We start from the raw sequence: 17,163 nt of genomic DNA, 5'->3' as shown, positions 1-17,163 counted from the left end.
TTAGTTTCCTCCTTGGATGTCGAGCAGATGCCCGAGTTTCGTTTGTTTCGTCTGCAAATACTGTTTGTTCTCCGGAATCGGTGCGATTTCAAGCGGAACCCGTTCAAGCACGGTGATCCCTTCGTTTTCCAACGCCTGCTGTTTTTCGGGGTTATTTGTCATCAGACGGATTTTCGTGACGCCTAAATCGTGCAACATAGCGGCGGCAACAGAATAATCGCGTAAGTCCGTCGCATAGCCGAGCGCATGATTCGCTTCGACCGTATCGAGCCCCTGTTCCTGCAACTCATAGGCTTTCAGTTTTGCCATCAAACCGATGCCGCGTCCTTCCTGTCGCAGGTAAAGAACGGCTCCGCCTTCCTGACCAATCCGTTCCAGTGCCGCGTCGAGTTGCGGACCGCAATCACACCGTTTTGAACCGAACACATCTCCCGTCAGACACTCGGAATGCAGCCGGACGAGCATCCCGTCTTCCGGCTCTCCCGACAGGACGGTCACATGCTCTTTTTGGTCGGGCGTCGTATAACCGAGCATCCGGAATGCGCCATGCGCCGCCGGAAGCAGGACGTCCGCTTCCCGTCGGACCGGACGTTCAAGATAGGCAACAAGCGCATCAATCGTAATCATCTTCAATCCGTGGACTTCTTTATACGTCAGCAAATCATCCACGCGGGCCATCGTTCCATCCTCGAGAATAATTTCGCAAATGACGGCTGCTTCAGCACTTCCCGCAAGACGTGCCAGATCGACACCGGCTTCCGTATGACCGCGTCGTTCGCGAACGCCGCCCTCTTTTGCAATCAAAGGGAAGATATGACCGGGACGCTTGAACTGTTCAGGTCCGTCCGTCAGCATCCCTTGAATCGTCAAGGCACGTTCCGCGGCACTGATGCCGGTCTTCGCGTCTTCATGATCAATGCTGATCGTAAATGCCGTCCCGTGCGGATCGGTATTGACATCCGTCATCGGGTTCAGCTCGAGCCGGGCTGCGAGTTGCGGACTGACTGGGACACAGACAAGTCCTTTCCCGTGCGTGATCATAAAGTTGATCTGTTCCGGTGTCGCATGTTCCGCGAGGAGGATCAGATCCCCTTCATTTTCCCGATTTTCATCATCACATACGATGATCGGACGTCCGTGTTTTAAGTCTTCCACCGCTTCTTCTACAAGATCAAATCCGTTCATCCTGCTCCGCCTCCTAAAAATGCCGACCAATCCGTCTTCTGTTCCTGTTGCGTAAAGTGATACAGATGTTTTGCCATTAAATCACACTCGATATTGACGAGCGATCCGCTTTGCAACCGGTCGAACGTCGTCACCTGCCGCGAATGTGGAATCAACGAGATTGTCAGACTGTTTGTCTCGATGTGCTGAATCGTCAGGCTCGTTCCGTTGATCGCAATCGAACCTTTCGGAATACAATACTTACGCCAGTCACCGGTCTCAAACCGGTATTCCATCGCTTCACCGTCCGGACGCCGACTTAAGAACCGGGCCGTTCCGTCGATATGTCCACTGACGAAATGACCGCCAAATCGTCCGTCTGCCGGCATCGCCCGTTCGAGTTGAACCGGTGTGCCGACCCGTAAGGTCTGAAGAGACGTCGCCCGAATCGTTTCGTGTACGGCGTCCGCCGTAAAGCCTGTCGCCGTCATCGCCGTGACCGTCAAACAAATCCCGTCAACCGCGATACTGTCACCGATTTTTGTTCCTTCGAGTACATGCCGCGCTTCAATTTCAAGCGCCAGACCATTCGGGCGCGGAACTTTTCGTTTGAGCGTTCCGACTTCTTCAATCAATCCTGTGAACATGGTCCGTCTCCTTTCCGCGCGTAGCGCAGGTGGACATCCTGTCCGATTGGTGCGACAGCCGTTAAGTCAAACCGGTCTTCGATTTCGACAGCACTTGCTAATCCCGGCATTCCCTTTAAAACGGACGGCGCTTGATAAATCTCAAGACGGTCGACAAGGTCGGCCTCTAAAAACGCCGACTGAATCGTCGGTCCGCCTTCGATTAATACACTGCGGATGCCTTGTGCATACAGCGTCTCTAAAATCTGCTCCGGCGTCGCATACGTGCCGACGAGAACCGTGACGTTCGATTGGCTCGAGACACGCGGTTGTTCTGTCAGCCAGTATGTCGCATTCAGGCCGTCGCGGAAAACTTGGGCCGTTTCCGGCAAACGTCCGCGCCGGTCGACGACGACCCGGATTGGTTCCGGTCCGGCTTCCGTCCGTAATGTCAACGCGGGATCATCGACCAATACCGTCTCACTTCCGACGAGAATGGCATCGTGTGTCGCCCGCAGCCCGCGTCCGGCTTCTCGTGCTGCAACTGACGTGATAAAGCGTTGTTGCCCCGTCGTGACGATCCCGTTTAAACTTTGTGCGACTTTAACGGTGACGTTTGGACGGTGACGTTTGAGACTTTGCCAAAACGGTGTATAAAAGCGAACGGCTTCGTCTTCGAGCAGTCCGACTTCGACCGTCAGTCCCGCGTCGCGCAGGCGCTTGATGCCTTGTCCGGCGACGATCGCGTGACGATCTTCGGTCGCGACGAACACCCGCTTGATGCCGGCAGCTAAAATCGCTTCCGTACAGGGGGGTGTCTTTCCATGATGGTTACACGGCTCGAGCGTCACATAGAGATCGGCACCACGCGCTGCCTCTCCTGCCATGTTTAACGCTTCGACTTCCGCATGCGGTCCGCCCGCAAACCGATGGGCGCCGAAGCCCAGCACTTTTCCATGTTTCGTAATGACACAACCGACACTCGGGTTCGGACTTGTTTGTCCGTCTAACATCCGTGCCAGTTGCATCGCCTGATGCATTCGATTATTCATAATTTCGCTCCTTTCAAAAGAAAAAACGCCGCTGCAGATGCAGGGCGTCATGATTGAAGGGTCATGAAAGAAACGTCTTGTTTTCTGTTAAAAAGCATACAGAAATAGACCTTTTTCCGAATAGATTTTTTCAGAAAATGGTTTCAAGCACATTTTTTCGTTCTTCTCCCATCCGGACTTTACCGTCGGCCCTGGAATCACACCAAGTCAGCCATAGTGCGTACACTATGGGTCGCGGGCTCGTCGATTTAACATCGCATCACCGCCGGTTGGGATTTTCACCCTACCCCGAAGAACTGGTTATTCAGTTGTACAGGTCAAGACTAGCACAGGTTATTTTAAAATACAAAAAAGAATTTGTATTCTTTTTCGCGAGGCCGGAAAAAAAGTATGGATTCCCCGACCGGTCATCATGAAAAGATCCGGTGGGGAAATCCATACTTCTATCTGTTCCGGTTACGTCAAATATCCGTTTTTCCGGTCGTGAAACTCCTGTTTGACCGTGCCGAGCAACGAATCATCCGTCAGCAGACGTAATCCGGTCCGCGCCAGAATTTTAGCTCCCGTAATCAAGGCTTCATCGCCCTGTTCCGATTTTGCCGCCTCCCGGAAACTTTCGGTATGTGCCACTAAATCATCGGCTCCGATTTTGATGTACGGATGGATCGTCGGCAGGACTTGACTGATATTTCCGGCATCGGTCGAGCCGAGTCCCGGTCGTTCATCCGTCTTGACATCTTCTCCAAGCGCCGTCGCTTCTTCTCGGAAAATCTCGTCAAACGTCCGGTTGAACAGGAGGTTATCGACCTCATTTTGGAAAGCAATGACCTCAAGCGTTGCTCCGGTCGCCAGAGCCGCTCCTTCAGCAACCGCTTTGACTTTAGCGGTCACTGCATTCAGCCGTTCGCGTGTCGTCGCCCGGATAAAGAAGCGGGCCTTCGCATACTCGGGAATGATGTTCGGCGCATCTCCGCCATCTGTAATGATGCCGTGAATCCGGATATCACTCGGCAACTGTTGCCGTAACGCGTTGATCCCGTTAAACAATTGAATGACGGCGTCAAGCGCATTGATCCCTTCTTCCGGTGAAGCTGCCGCATGAGCCGGTTTGCCGGTGAAGGCAAAATCGAGCGGATCGACGGCAAGCGACGAACCGGTGATCCGGGTCTGTCCGGACGGATGAACCATTAAAGCCGCGTCAATCCCTGTCAGCAGATCATGTTTGACGAAACTACCTTTCGCACTGCCGTTTGGTCCGCCTTCTTCCGCCGGTGTCCCGAGGACGACGACACTGCCGCCGACTTCATCGATGACCTTGCTGAGCGCGATTGCCGCCGCGACACTCGTCGTACCGATGATATTGTGCCCGCACGCATGACCAATCCCCGGTAACGCGTCATATTCAGCGAGAAAAGCGATGGTCGCTCCCGGTTTATCCGAGACTTTCCGGGCGAGGAATGCCGTCTCATGTCCCGCGACACCAAGTTCGACTGTAAAGCCTTCCGCCGTCAGCCGTTCCGCATGATGGCGTGACGCAAAATATTCTTCATTGCCAATCTCGGGTGTCGCATGAATCCGGTGGCTTGTCTCAAGGTAAGACTCGCGTTTTTGCTCAATATCCTGTTCAATCGTTTGTGTCAGGTTTTCCCGTATCGTCTGAATCGTCATTTCGGTCACGCTCCTTTTGGTTTTTGGTTATTCTCCGATATCGCTGAGAGGGACGAACGTTGGAATCGTGCTGCCTTTGTACTCTTTTTTGATGAAGGCGGCGACGTCATCCTGCTGGTACAGCGAGGCGATTTTCTTGAGTGTCTTTTTATCTTTGTCTTCCGTCCGGGTCGCGATGATGTTGATGTATGGTTTTGCCGTCTCATTTTCATGGAGAATCGAGTCCTTGATCGGATTAAAGCCGGCATCGACGGCGATTCCGTTATTGATGATTGAGGCCGAGACATCCGGCAGAACGCGTGGTGTCTGACCGGCCACGACCGGGACAATCTTCAGTTTTTTCGGATTCTCGACGATTTTATCGACGGAGCCGTTGCCGTCAAAGTCGTCCGGCAATTTAATCAAGCCGGCTTCCTGCAACAGCAACAATGCCCGACCCATATTTGTCGCTTCGTTCGGAACGGCAATCTTTCCGCCGACCGGAATGTCTTTGACGTCCTTGACCTTATCCGAATAAATGCCCATCGGCGCGATGACCGTCGTCGCAATCGGTGACAGTTTTAACTTATGTTCTTTTTTGAAGGCGTTAAAGTAAGAGACGGTCTGGAAGGAGTTCGCATCAATCTCTCCTTCCGCCAGGGCAAGGTTCGGTTGGACGTAGTCGGAGAACTTGACGAGTTCAATCGTGATGCCCTCTTTCTTCGCTTTTTTTGCGACGTATTCCCAGACTTGTGTATCAGAACCGCTGACTCCGAGCTTGACCGTCTTTTGATCTTCTTCTCCGGAAGCGGCACATCCCGCAAACAATACCGTCGTCAATGCTGCACCAATCGCTAAACCTTTTTTCATCATCCATCTCTCCCTTTTTTCTCTCTTTTTTTAGTGTCTCCGAATTTTTCGTGCCAACAGATTACCTGTCGTCTGTAACCCTTGAACCAAGATCACGAGAATTCCGACCGTGATGATCATAACCGTCGTATCAAACCGTTGGTAACCGTAAGTAATCGCCAAGTCACCGAGTCCGCCGCCACCGATCGCCCCGGCCATTGCTGATGCGCCGATTAAACCAATCGTCGCAATCGTCAGGTTCAGAACAAGCGAGCTAAGCGCTTCCGGCAACAGAAAACGGAAAATCGTCTGCAACGGTGTCGCCCCCATCGCTTCCGCTGCCTCAAGGACACCGGTATCGACTTCAAGCAACGAACTTTCGATCAGGCGGGCAATGTACGGTGCCGCGTAAAAGACGAGCGGAACGATTGCCGCCTGTGTTCCGATTGACGATCCGACAATTAAACGGGTCAGCGGAATGATTGCCACGAGCAGAATGATGAACGGAACGGACCGGAAGATATTGACGATGCCGCTTAGGACATTGAAGAACGGAATTTGTTCGAGCAACGCTCCTTTGCGTGTCACGACAAGCAGAATCCCGAGCGGTAAACCAATCAATGTCGAAAAGAGTAATGACAGTCCAACCATCGTCAACGTCTGCAGAAAAGCAGTCCAGATGTCCGTGTAATTAACTAGCATCTGCGAGCACCTCCTCGACGATGACATCCGACTGATCGATATATTGTAATGCCCGCTTGATCTCCGTCGCGTCGCCAATCAGTTCAACAAGCAGACTGCCGAACGGGATGTTTTGCAGTTCCGTAATGCTGCCATGCAGGATATTGAGATCGACATCAAACCGTTTTGCGACCTGCGATAAGAGCGGTTGTCCCGTCCCTGCTCCAAGGAAGTTGATTTTGTAGATGTGATGGCCGGCATCCCGTTGGTCAATGACTTTTTGAACCGAGGCCGGAATCTCATCCTGCATGACGGAGCGGACGAAGTTTTTAGCCGTCGCCGTCTGCGGGTTTGAAAAGACATCGAACACGGTTCCTGATTCAATCAGCTGACCGGCTTCAATGACCGCGACCCGGTCACAGATTTCACGGATGACACCCATCTCATGGGTAATCAATAAAATCGTGATGCCGTATTCCTGATTGATTTGTTTCAATAGACGCAATATGTGTTGGGTCGTTTGCGGATCAAGAGCGGAAGTTGCTTCGTCACACAACAGGACCGACGGCTGGGTGGCGAGTGCCCGGGCGATGCCGACCCGTTGTTTTTGTCCGCCCGATAACTGATCCGGATAATGATCGGCTTTATCGGCCAAGTCAACGAATTCAAGCAGTTCCGTGACCCGCCGCTCGACCTCGTCTTTTTTGACACCTTTTAAGACAAGCGGTTTGGCGACGTTCGCAAACACTGTATTCGAATCCAGCAGGTTGAAGTGCTGAAAGATCATCCCGATGTGTTGCTTCGCTTCCCGTAACTGCTTCGCCGACAGTGTCGTCAAATCTTGTCCATCGACCGTCACACTGCCGGATGTCGGCCGTTCGAGCAGGTTGACACAACGTAATAAGGAACTTTTTCCGGCTCCGCTGAAACCGATGACGCCGAAGATTTCGCCTTTTCGGATTTCGAGATTCACTCCGTTCAGCGCAGCGATCGATTGATCATTTGTTTCATAGATTTTTTTTACATTTTTGAATGTAATCACCACTTTTTCCCCCTTCAAAATACAAAAAAGGTCTCTTCTTAAGAAACAAGAAGAGACCTGGATCCGCACAATGGCAGAATCCACTCGACTCATCTCTCAGACAATTGTCTGATGGAATTGGCACAGTGCTCATAATGAGTCTGTTGCCGAGGTTTCGTAGGGCCAGTCCCTCCACCTCTCTGGATAAGTGTTGCGGTATGAAATTCGTATGTGTGTTATTGCTGGTTGAACTTATGTCGTAAAACTAATTTTTACACTACAGAAAGATCTTTTAAAGGTCAACCATATTTTCAAAAATAAACCATATGACCCATATCGATCAGTATCCCGGGACAGGGCGGATTACCGAAAGCTTTTTAACGCCCTATAAAGAGAGTTTGACAATTCATTTCCGTCAATGCTATCATCTTCTCAATGATTAATCCGACAATTCCTATACGATATATCAAGAGTGGACGAGAGACCTGGCTCTAGGACTCCACGGCAACCTGCCGATCGGCAAGGTGCTCCGACCAGCAAAGCAGCTGCTTTGGATGATACACACGAGAAACTCGTTTGCGTCCAAAGCCAAACGGGTTTTTATTTTTGAAATGGAGGACGAGATGATGAGTATGATTTATCCTGTTATACCGGGTGCTGAAGCCTTTTCCCTAGGACGCGGATCCGTCGGCATTTTGCTCTGTCACGGTTTTAATGCAACGCCACAAAGTGTTCGGGCTGTAGGAGAACAGTTCGCCGCACACGGTTTTTCCGTCTATGCGCCCCGCCTGCACGGGCACGGGACGGATCTGCGGGAATTCGAAACAACGACGGCCGAGGACTGGAAGCAGAGCGTCCGTGATGGCTTTGAACAATTGGCCGGACAGTGCGAATTCGTCTTCATCGTTGGTCAATCGATGGGGGCGACACTTGCCCTGTCACTTGCCGCTGAAGGTCTCCCGGTCGCAGGAATCATCACCATCAATGCCGCCTTGTCCGTGCCTGCCTATGAAGCCTTATCGTTCACCGATTGTCCGGTCTATCTGCCGGAAAGTTCACCTGATATCAAACAGTCTGCTTTTGAAATCATCTATGATTTCGTCCCCGCTGTCTGCGCTTCGGAACTGTTACGATTGATTGAGGAGACGCGACCATCCCTCGCAGCGATTCAAATTCCGACGCTTATTTTATATTCTGCCGAGGATCATGTCGTGCCGCCGATTTGTTCAGACTATTTGTACCGGACAATCGGTGCGGCGGATAAACGCAGTTACTGTCTGCTTGACTCCTACCACGTCGCAACGCTTGATCACGATCAAAAGACGATTGTCCGCGAAACGCTACAGTTCGTCGAACAGTTCAGCCAGTTGACCCAGACCGGCTGAATTCAAAAAAGCGAACGATTCTTCGGCCTGACTGCCGGGAATCGTTCGCTTTTTTAAATCTTTTTTAATTTTGTTGCTGCTTTTTCCATTCCTGTAACGGCTGTGGTTTGCCCGGAACTTGATGGCAATGGCGGCAACGTGGTTCATAGGACTCAGATGCCCCGACCAGAATGATCGGATCATTGTAGTTGGCCGGTTTGCCATCAATCAATCGTTGGGTCCGCGATGCCGGATCGCCGCACGACAGACAAATCGCCTGAAGTTTCGTCACGAATTCCGCACGTGCCAATAATTCAGGCATCTTGCCGAATGGCTCTGCCCGAAAATCTTGATCGAGGCCTGCGCAAATGACGCGTTTGCCATCTTGAGCCAGTGCTTCGATGACTGCGACAATCTCATCGTCAAAAAATTGAACTTCGTCAATCGCGACGATTTGCGTCTCTTCTGCCACTGCTGCATAGACATCACGGCTCGTCGCCATCGGAATCGCAATGACCGAGTTGCCGATATGCGAAACGACGTGCTCTTCATGATACCGGTCATCGATTGCCGGCTTGAACACTTGAACCGGTAACTTTCCATACTGTGCCCGTCTGACACGACGGATCAGTTCTTCCGACTTGCCGGAAAACATACTTCCGCAAATCACTTCAATCCAACCATATTGATTGATCACATGCATCATCGTAAACACCGTCCTCTAAATTAGTCACTTTAACGAGTATAGCCCGAATCTAAATTGAGAAAAAGGATTGACTTCTAAAAATCAAAAACCCTTGCCAAATTCGCCACTTTCTTAATCTTCTCATTTCAACTGGTATGTATTTCCTGTACACTGAAAGAGAAGTTTCTTTGAAGGAAGGTGACTCCGATTCATCACATATTACATGAAGTCCTCCAGCAATATGGAGCGTTCGGACTCGCAATTCTTCTGGCCGGTGGAATCGTCGGTCTTCCGGTTCCGGACGAGACGTTACTCGTCATGTCAGGATTTTGGATGCATCACGGTGATTTACCGCTCGTCGGAACGATTCTTGCCGCCTATGCCGGCAGTTGCATCGGTATGACGATCAGCTACGTTCTCGGTTTGAAGCTCGGAATGCCGTTACTGCATCGAATGGCTCCGAAATTACGGATTTCTGAAAAACATATCTTTAAAGCCGAAGCCGGATTTTTACGTTACGGAAAAACCGTCTTAATCATTGGTTATTACATACCGGGCCTTCGACAGTTGTCCGCCTTTTTTGCTGGTGTCTCGAAAATGCCGTTCCGGATCTTCGTTACCTATGCGTATACAGGTGCTCTCATTTGGATCAGTGTTTTTTTAGGAGCCGGGTATTTTTTAGGGCGTCATTTTTCCTTCAGTCTACTGCTCGAACATTTCGCGAACAATCCGGATACACTGCCGTACCTGGTCGGTGCTGCCGGTGCAATCGGTCTGTCCTTCGTTCTGAAGACGTACCTGACGTACCGCGCCAAATTCAGCCTATACAAAAACAGCCTGCTCCAGTGATGGAGACAGGCTGTTTTTTAATACTGAAGTCGCAATTACTTGCGGCCGTATTTTTTGTTGAAGCGATCGACACGACCGTCTGCAGCGTTGAACTTTTGACGACCAGTGTAGAATGGGTGCGAGTCCGAAGACACATCCACACGGATGAGTGGGTACTCGTTTCCATCTTCCCAAGTGATTGTCTCGTTCGAAGAACGTGTAGAACCAGTCAAGAATTTGTACTCAGTAGTTGAGTCCATAAATACAACTTTGTTGTAGTTTGGGTGAATTCCTTGTTTCATGGTTGTTTTCTCTCCTTCCGCCCTGGTTCATTTGCTGAGCCAGAGTAAGTTACCTTCCTATACTAAACGATTTTTTCATGCCCCGCAATACCTATTTTCAAGTCGTTGTGTCGGTTTTCGTCACACGTGGCTTCACAGGCGCACGCCGGACGGGTTTCTTCTTTTCTTTCTCCAGTTCAACGAAAAATTCTTCGTTATTTTTTGTATCCCGGATCTTGCGTAAGAAGCTGTCGACGAACTCATTGGACTCGTTCATCGTCCGGCGGATCGTCCATAAGGCATCCAGTTGCTCCTTCGGTAACAGCAACTCTTCTTTCCGTGTTCCGGATTTCCGGATATCGATGGCCGGGAAAATCCGGCGCTCGGATAATTTCCGGTCCAGATGCAGTTCCATGTTCCCCGTCCCTTTAAACTCTTCATAGATGACATCATCCATCCGTGAACCGGTCTCGACAAGAGCAGTCGCAAGAATCGTCAGGCTGCCGCCGTGTTCGATGTTCCGTGCGGCACCGAAAAAGCGTTTCGGCTTGTGGAAAGCTGCCGGATCAATCCCGCCGGACAATGTTCGTCCGCTTTGCGGCACAGTCAGGTTATAAGCCCGTGTCAAACGCGTAATCGAATCCATTAAAATGACGACATCTTTTTTATGTTCGACGAGACGCATTGCCCGTTCCAACACAAGTTCTGAAATCCGGACGTGGTTGTCCGGTGTTTCGTCAAATGTCGAACTGACAACATCTGCGCCCGGTACGGAACGTTCGATATCCGTCACTTCTTCCGGCCGTTCGTCGATCAATAGAATAATCAGTTCAACATCCGGATGATTGACTTGGATTGAGTTCGCGATTTCTTTTAATAGAGAAGTTTTACCTGCTTTTGGCGGCGCAACGATCAGACCGCGCTGACCAAATCCGACCGGCGCAATCATATCCATCACCCGGACCGACAAATGGCGGGGTTCCGTCTCAAGGCGCATCAGACGATCGGGATAGATTGGTGTCAGTGCCGGGAAGAACGGACGGTTCCGGGCTGTATCCGGCGCTTCTCCATTGACGGCTTCCACACTTAATAAGCCTTGGAACCGTTCATTTTCTTTTGGCGGACGAACTTTCCCTGTCACGACGTCTCCATTACGGAGATTAAAGCGGCGGATTTGTGAAGCGGCGATATAGATGTCTTCAGAGGATTGCGAATAGTTGATAGGACGAAGGAAGCCGAAGCCGCCGTCATTTTGCATTTGTGGGTTTCCGGGGATGACTTCGAGTACCCCCTCGAGGAAATAAAGACCGGTGGATTCTGCCTGCGCTTTAAGAATCTTGAACATCAATTCGCGCTTACGAGCCTCACGGTACTGCGGTACGTTTTTTGTTTTAGCGATCTCATATAAATCTTTTAATGTCAGGTTGCTTAATTGAGCAAGTGTATAGGAACGTTCTGGTTTGTCAGTTTTTTCAGTTGGCATATGCATTCACCTATTCTTCGTATAAATTCAGGAGCAAAGGATTTCGTCTTCATGGTGTAAAGGATCATGTTGTAGATTCTTCGTGAATTAAAGGTATCACATTTCATCAATTTCGTCGTGATTTAAGAAATGGGAATTTCTTCTTTGTAATATTCGAGTATATTATTGCAATTATGTTACAAAAACGTCATGTTTTGTAGCGGAACTGAAAAAACGTTTTCATGTATCCGCATGCTAAGATAATCGTGCAGAGAAAAACTTACACAGTTGTAAGGCAGACTGCTTAAACAAACACTTAATGAGATACATCATATAACTCGGTTTTCAAAACTACTTTAAAATGACATGGAGGATTTCACATATGAAACGTTTTCTAGCATCGGTCGCGACAGCAGCATTAGTGGTTTCAGGTTTTGCATCAGTGGGAACAGGTAAGGTTGAGGCAGCTTCTACAGTAACGAAAGTCAAGATCACAGATAACGGATTACGTGTTCGTACGGCTCCTTCTACAAAAGCAAGCATCGTTGGTAAAGTAAACGCAGGCCAAACATTTACATACAAAGGTAAATCAGGCAGCTGGACTAAAATTTCATACGGCGGCAAAACACGTTATGTGTTCTCGCAGTATACGAAAACATACAAGTCTTCTACTTCAACGGCTAAAAAATCAACAACTTCATCTTCAACACGTACACGCCTTCTAAGCGAAGCAGCAAAACATAAAGGAACTCCTTATGTATGGGGCGGAACGACAACTCGTGGATTTGACTGCTCTGGTTTCACAAGCTACGTTTACAAAAAAGCAGCAGGTAAAACATTACCACGTACGTCTTCTTCACAATATGCTTCTTCTAGAAAAGTAAGTGTTTCAAACGTTCAACCTGGAGATCTTGTTTTCTTCTCACACGGTAGCGGCATTCAGCACGTCGGTATGGCAACAAGCAAAACAAGCATGGTTAACTCAGAAACAGGTGGCGTTAAATATTCTAGCTTCAAATCAGGTTACTGGGGTTCACGCCTTGTCGGCGCGGGTTCATACCTATAATTGAAATTACCAAGCGGTTGAGCATTGGCTCGATCGCTTTTTTTCTACCTTATTATTGAAGGAGGACATGTCATGAACGTATTAATCACCGGCGCATCTGCCGGAATCGGTCGCGAACTAGCTTATCTGCATGCCGAACAAGGACATCATCTGTTACTGGTCGGACGTAACGCCGAACAACTTTTCGAAACGAAACACTTTGTCGAACAACGCGGTGGATCTGCCGTCGTGCTTCCATATGATGTCGGGCAATCGCTTCAAATTAAAGCCCTGTTACGTGCGACAGAGAACACTCCGGTCGATATTTTAATCAACAATGCCGGGTTCGGTCTGTACGGAGAATTCATCGAGACGGATTTAGCACGCGAACTCAATATGATTGACGTCAACATCCGGGCACTGACACATTTGACGAAAGCTTTTGCCCGTCGGATGAAAATGCAGGGCAGCGGACGGATCATTCAGATTGCTTCGACCTCGTCTTTTCACGGCGGTCCTTTGATGAGCGTCTATTATGCGACAAAAGCGTACGTCCTCAGTTTTTCGGAAGCTTTGGCAGACGAGCTCGCCCCCTACAACATTCAAGTGACAGCGGTTTGTCCGGGAGCGACGCATACGGATTTCGCCAGAACTGCCGATCTTGCAACGTCCGGATTGTTTAAGCGTCCCGGCATCATGGACGCACCAACCGTCGCGCAACTCTCGTTCACCGGATACATGAAGGGAAAAACGCTTGTTATCCCCGGTCGCAGCAATGCGGTTTATGTCTTTATGACACGTTTCTTCTCCCGCCGGAAACTCGTTCAGATGACACATCAGTTGCAGGCTCCGACGGATCATTAATAGAGTTTCTTGCGACGAACGATTCTGGCATCCATTAATCACAAGGTTGACTCAAACAGATATCCCTCGTCTTTTCACGCCCTTTCCTCAGGCGAGACACAAGCCCATTTCCCTACCTTATCCGGCAGGAAAATGGGTCTTGTTTGTCTCTGACAGCGCAAGCAAGCTTGCACTTTTTCCTGTAGGAGTGGCGTGAAGCAAGTGATCACTGTTTAAACGGAATGAGGGTGGCAGATTGTATTTCTGCCACCCTCATTTTTGTAGAGACTGACGTTTGAGTCAACTCTATTTTCTCGGACATGGAAGTTCAATGCACCATCAAGCATTTCAAACGAAAATTTTTACTCACTGTATCCAAAAAAAGGGAGGTGGATTTCGAAAATCCACCTCCCCTGTGCAATACACCATCGATTTAAAAAGAATGACGTTCTTCACCCGACTCCTACGGGAAAAAGCGCGGTGTTCCGCGCTGCCAGAGACAAACGAGACCCGACTACTTGTCCAAATGGACAAAGTAGGCGCGGCTTGTGTCTCGCCCGAGGAAAGCGGGTGAAGAAAACGTCGATTCTTTTTTATAACCACGCAATGCCGATTACTTAATCACAAGTTTCGGTTTTTTCTTGAACGAGTGAATGCCTTCAACGAAACGAACCGTTCCCGATTTCGCACGCATGACGACAGAGTGCGTTTGACCGCCTTGTGCCGTGAACTGAACACCTTTCATCAACTCGCTGTCTGTGACACCGGTTGCTGCGAAGATACAGTCATCTCCCGTGACAAGATCATCCATCATGAGGATTTTCGACGGATCTTCAATCCCCATCTTCTTGCATCGTGCGACTTCCGCTTCATCCGCCGGTAAGAGACGGCCTTGAAGTTCTCCGCCGAGACATTTTAAAGCAACGGCTGCAAGAACACCTTCCGGCGCCCCGCCTGAACCGAGCAGAATATCAATCCCGGTGTGCGGGAAAGCTGTATTGATGGCTGCCGCGACATCTCCGTCACCAATCAAACGAATCCGGGCCCCTGTTGCGCGAATACGTTGAATGATTTCTTCATGGCGTTCCCGGTCAAGAATCGAGACGACGACGTCTTCGATTTCTTTGTTTTTCGCTTTTGCGACCGCAGCGATATTTTCTTCGATTGTCGCATCCAAGCTGATATGTCCCGCTGCTTCCGGTCCGACCGCAATTTTATCCATGTACATATCCGGTGCGTGTAACAAATCACCGGCATCTGCGACTGCAAGAACTGCGAGTGCCCCCCATGTTCCTTTGGCGACGATGTTCGTTCCCTCAAGCGGATCAACTGCGACGTCAAGACGCGGTCCGTATCCATTTCCGAGTTTCTCACCGATATACAGCATCGGTGCCTCATCCATTTCCCCTTCGCCGATGACGACTGTTCCTTTCATCGGGATCGTATCAAATACATCACGCATGGCGCTGGTTGCTGCATCATCCGCCTCGTTTTTCAAGCCCTTCCCCATCCAGCGTGCCGAAGCCAGTGCTGCTGCCTCCGTTACGCGTACGAGTTCCATTGATAAACTTCTCTCCATGTGTATAATCCCCTCTCCCTAACTGAAAACCTTAAACCGTTTCGCGCCAAACAAGAGCTCCGAGTCCTTTTAACTTCTCGTCGAACCGTTCGTAGCTTTGATCAAGTACTTCTGCATGGTGTAATGACGTCTCACCGGAAGCAAGCATTCCACTTAACACGAGTGCCGCGGCACCACGTGGATCATGGGCTTCAATTTCAGTCCCGCGCAATGCTTCACCGCCGCGGATGATGATTGAAGCGTCTTCGTGGGTAATCCGTGCATTCAGGCGCCGCATTTCCTGGACATGCCGGAAACGTTGCGGATACAGCTTGTCGACGACGACACTCGCGCCTTTCGGTTTCAACAGGACGGCCGAAATGACCGGTTGCAGATCACTCGGAAATCCTCCGTAATGAAAGACTCGAATATCAATCGGTTTCGCCATATCGATGGACGCTGTGACCGAATCATCCGCCAACTCGATTTTAGCCCCGAACCGTTCCAACTTTTGAATGATGCTTTCAAGATGTAACGGAATGACGTTATCAACCGTCACGCGACCGAGGACTGCTCCCATTGCCAGGAACGTCCCTGCTTCCATCCGGTCCGGAATTAACGTATGGCGGCATCCTTGAAGCGTCTCGACACCTTTGATTCGAATCTCATCGGTCCCTGCACCTTTGACACTCGCACCCATATTCGTCAACATCGTACTCACGTCGATGACTTCCGGATCACACGCTGCATTTTCAATGACCGTCGTTCCTTCCGCCATGACGGCGACCAGCAAGGCACTGATGGTCGCACCGAATGAAGGAAGGTCCAGATAAATCCGGTTTCCCTTCAACTCTTCGACGTTCATGTAGTAAACCCCTTGTTCATTTCGCATCTCGACACCAAGTCGTTCCAGTGCCTTGATGTGTAAATCAATCGGTCGAGGACCGATGGCATAACCACCGGGCAGACCGACGACCCCCTGTTTGAATCGCGCCGCGAGAACACTCATCAGGTAAATGGATCCACGTAATTTCCGTGTATCTGTCCCGGTGAGCGGCATCGGTTCGACATGACTCGGGTCAATCGTCACCATATCGCCTTGACGTGTTACGACGGCTCCAAGCATCTCAATGATTTGGATCATCGTCGCGACATCGCCAATGTCCGGTACCCCCTCAAGAATGACCTGTTGATTGGTCAGCAGTGCGGCCGCGAGACACGGAATCGCACTCTGTTTCGATCCACTGATCATGACGGTTCCTTCAAGACGTTGTTGTCCTACGATATGCAAAATGTCCACATTCCATCAACCTTTCTCTACAATCTGTTATTGCTGCGCTTTTTCCCAGTCAGCCAGGAAACGTTCGATTCCCTGCGTCGTTAACGGGTGTTGCGTCAGTGATTCAATGACATTAAGCGGAATCGTCGCGATATCTGCTCCAGCCAGCGCCGCATTCGTGACGTGAACCGGATTACGGACAGAAGCCGCGATGATTTGTGTCGGAATATCATGAATGACGAAGATTTGGGCAATCGTTTCGACAAGTCCCATACCGTCTTGACCGATATCATCCAGACGACCGAGGAACGGCGATACGTATGTCGCGCCGGCACGTGCCGCAAGCAAGGCCTGGTTCGGATTGAAGATCAACGTGACGTTCGTCGTGATGTTTTCTTTTGAAAGTGCTGCGACAGCCTCGAGTCCTGCCGGTGTCATCGGAACCTTTACCGTAATGTTCGGTGCAATCTGAGCAAGTTCCTTCCCTTCGCGAATCATTCCTTCTGCATCGAGGGCAATGACTTCGGCGCTGACCGAGACGTCTCCGACGATCTCACAGATTTCGCGCAGTCGTGTATGGAAATCGACGCCTTCTTTTGCGACGAGTGACGGGTTTGTCGTAACCCCATCTAAAATCCCCATTTTATGTGCTTTTTTAATATCCTCTACGTTTGCTGTGTCGATAAAAAATCTCATCTCTCTCTTTCCCCTTTCATCCCTTAAAGTATCCCTTGAAATCGCTTACTCCTCCATTATAAATTTTTTCGGTGAGAAGTCC

Annotated in this window: 17 protein-coding genes and 3 riboswitches; of the genes, 4 read left to right on the top strand and 13 right to left on the bottom strand. The window is 50.0% G+C overall.

The genetic code is table 11. The annotated features are described in order from the left end of the window. The 7 genes from ribB to R7V76_RS09465 all read right to left on the bottom strand — a co-directional run bounded on the left by ribB (window position 1) and on the right by R7V76_RS09465 (window position 7,061). On the bottom strand, window positions 1-1,185 hold the full coding sequence (gene ribB / locus R7V76_RS09495) for a 3,4-dihydroxy-2-butanone-4-phosphate synthase (RefSeq protein ID WP_318092229.1): 1,185 nt from the start codon (window positions 1,183-1,185) through the stop codon (window positions 1-3). Continuing rightward, complete coding sequence (gene ribE / locus R7V76_RS09490; RefSeq protein ID WP_290828442.1) at window positions 1,182-1,811, bottom strand: riboflavin synthase; 630 nt, start codon at window positions 1,809-1,811, stop codon at window positions 1,182-1,184. Before ribE ends, ribB begins: the two co-directional genes overlap by 4 nt. Then, on the bottom strand, window positions 1,796-2,842 hold the full coding sequence (gene ribD / locus R7V76_RS09485) for a bifunctional diaminohydroxyphosphoribosylaminopyrimidine deaminase/5-amino-6-(5-phosphoribosylamino)uracil reductase RibD (protein WP_318092228.1): 1,047 nt from the start codon (window positions 2,840-2,842) through the stop codon (window positions 1,796-1,798). The genes ribE and ribD overlap by 16 nt, the downstream gene beginning before the upstream one ends. 156 nt (window positions 2,843-2,998) lie before the next feature. After that, a riboswitch (FMN riboswitch) is annotated at window positions 2,999-3,142 on the bottom strand. A 156-nt stretch (window positions 3,143-3,298) separates the two neighbouring features. Further along, window positions 3,299-4,510 carry a M20 family metallopeptidase gene (locus tag R7V76_RS09480; protein WP_318092227.1) on the bottom strand — a complete coding sequence of 404 codons (1,212 nt, stop codon included), beginning with the start codon at window positions 4,508-4,510 and terminating at the stop codon, window positions 3,299-3,301. A 27-nt stretch (window positions 4,511-4,537) separates the two neighbouring features. Beyond that, the gene (locus R7V76_RS09475) at window positions 4,538-5,359 is read right to left on the bottom strand and encodes a MetQ/NlpA family ABC transporter substrate-binding protein (protein ID WP_034770134.1); all 822 of its coding nucleotides are present in this window, start codon (window positions 5,357-5,359) and stop codon (window positions 4,538-4,540) included. A gap of 30 nt (window positions 5,360-5,389) precedes the next feature. Further along, the gene (locus tag R7V76_RS09470) at window positions 5,390-6,040 is read right to left on the bottom strand and encodes a methionine ABC transporter permease (RefSeq protein WP_214855871.1); all 651 of its coding nucleotides are present in this window, start codon (window positions 6,038-6,040) and stop codon (window positions 5,390-5,392) included. Then, complete coding sequence (locus R7V76_RS09465; protein WP_290828452.1) at window positions 6,030-7,061, bottom strand: methionine ABC transporter ATP-binding protein; 1,032 nt, start codon at window positions 7,059-7,061, stop codon at window positions 6,030-6,032. The genes R7V76_RS09470 and R7V76_RS09465 overlap by 11 nt, the downstream gene beginning before the upstream one ends. An 86-nt stretch (window positions 7,062-7,147) precedes the next feature. Further along, window positions 7,148-7,251, bottom strand: a riboswitch (SAM riboswitch). A gap of 249 nt (window positions 7,252-7,500) precedes the next feature. Beyond that, a riboswitch (SAM riboswitch) is annotated at window positions 7,501-7,604 on the top strand. A 62-nt stretch (window positions 7,605-7,666) separates the two neighbouring features. On the opposite strand from R7V76_RS09465, the gene R7V76_RS09460 reads away from it, so the two are divergent. Then, window positions 7,667-8,425, top strand: a complete 759-nt coding sequence (locus tag R7V76_RS09460) for an alpha/beta hydrolase (protein WP_318092226.1) — start codon at window positions 7,667-7,669, stop codon at window positions 8,423-8,425. A gap of 64 nt (window positions 8,426-8,489) precedes the next feature. On the opposite strand, the gene R7V76_RS09455 is transcribed toward R7V76_RS09460, so the two are convergent. Beyond that, the gene (locus R7V76_RS09455; RefSeq protein ID WP_131502427.1) at window positions 8,490-9,110 is read right to left on the bottom strand and encodes a thymidine kinase; all 621 of its coding nucleotides are present in this window, start codon (window positions 9,108-9,110) and stop codon (window positions 8,490-8,492) included. A 177-nt stretch (window positions 9,111-9,287) separates the two neighbouring features. On the opposite strand from R7V76_RS09455, the gene R7V76_RS09450 reads away from it, so the two are divergent. Then, window positions 9,288-9,938, top strand: a complete 651-nt coding sequence (locus R7V76_RS09450) for a DedA family protein (protein ID WP_290828456.1) — start codon at window positions 9,288-9,290, stop codon at window positions 9,936-9,938. Between the two features lie 35 nt (window positions 9,939-9,973). Here the strand turns inward: R7V76_RS09450 and R7V76_RS09445 are convergent, their stop codons facing one another. Together R7V76_RS09445 and rho are read right to left on the bottom strand one after the other, a co-directional pair. Next, entirely contained in the window at window positions 9,974-10,219 is a 246-nt protein-coding gene (locus R7V76_RS09445; RefSeq protein ID WP_012371588.1) for a type B 50S ribosomal protein L31, read from the bottom strand. 97 nt (window positions 10,220-10,316) lie between these two features. Further along, window positions 10,317-11,681, bottom strand: coding sequence for a transcription termination factor Rho (gene rho, locus R7V76_RS09440; protein ID WP_318092225.1), 1,365 nt, complete (start codon window positions 11,679-11,681; stop codon window positions 10,317-10,319). Window positions 11,682-12,042: 361 nt separating this feature from the next. On the opposite strand from rho, the gene R7V76_RS09435 reads away from it, so the two are divergent. Both R7V76_RS09435 and R7V76_RS09430 read left to right on the top strand, forming a co-directional pair. Then, entirely contained in the window at window positions 12,043-12,726 is a 684-nt protein-coding gene (locus R7V76_RS09435) for a C40 family peptidase (RefSeq protein ID WP_318092224.1), read from the top strand. Window positions 12,727-12,798: 72 nt separating this feature from the next. Then, the gene (locus R7V76_RS09430) at window positions 12,799-13,569 is read left to right on the top strand and encodes an SDR family NAD(P)-dependent oxidoreductase (protein ID WP_318092223.1); all 771 of its coding nucleotides are present in this window, start codon (window positions 12,799-12,801) and stop codon (window positions 13,567-13,569) included. Window positions 13,570-14,161: 592 nt separating this feature from the next. Here R7V76_RS09430 and glpX read toward each other — a convergent pair. From glpX to fsa, 3 genes are read right to left on the bottom strand one after another with little or no spacing between them, the layout of a single operon-like run. Beyond that, window positions 14,162-15,127, bottom strand: coding sequence for a class II fructose-bisphosphatase (glpX, locus tag R7V76_RS09425; RefSeq protein WP_041261747.1), 966 nt, complete (start codon window positions 15,125-15,127; stop codon window positions 14,162-14,164). A 31-nt stretch (window positions 15,128-15,158) separates the two neighbouring features. Next, complete coding sequence (gene murA / locus R7V76_RS09420) at window positions 15,159-16,406, bottom strand: UDP-N-acetylglucosamine 1-carboxyvinyltransferase (RefSeq protein WP_290828463.1); 1,248 nt, start codon at window positions 16,404-16,406, stop codon at window positions 15,159-15,161. A 27-nt stretch (window positions 16,407-16,433) separates the two neighbouring features. Beyond that, window positions 16,434-17,081, bottom strand: coding sequence for a fructose-6-phosphate aldolase (gene fsa, locus R7V76_RS09415; RefSeq protein ID WP_012371594.1), 648 nt, complete (start codon window positions 17,079-17,081; stop codon window positions 16,434-16,436). Between the last annotated feature and the right edge of the window lie 82 nt (window positions 17,082-17,163).

It is taken from the genome of Exiguobacterium artemiae, from assembly GCF_033342815.1.
Lineage (GTDB): Bacteria > Bacillota > Bacilli > Exiguobacteriales > Exiguobacteriaceae > Exiguobacterium_A > Exiguobacterium_A artemiae_A.
Note: the sequence above shows the minus strand (reverse complement) of the source record. Positions and strands in the feature narration are given on the sequence as shown.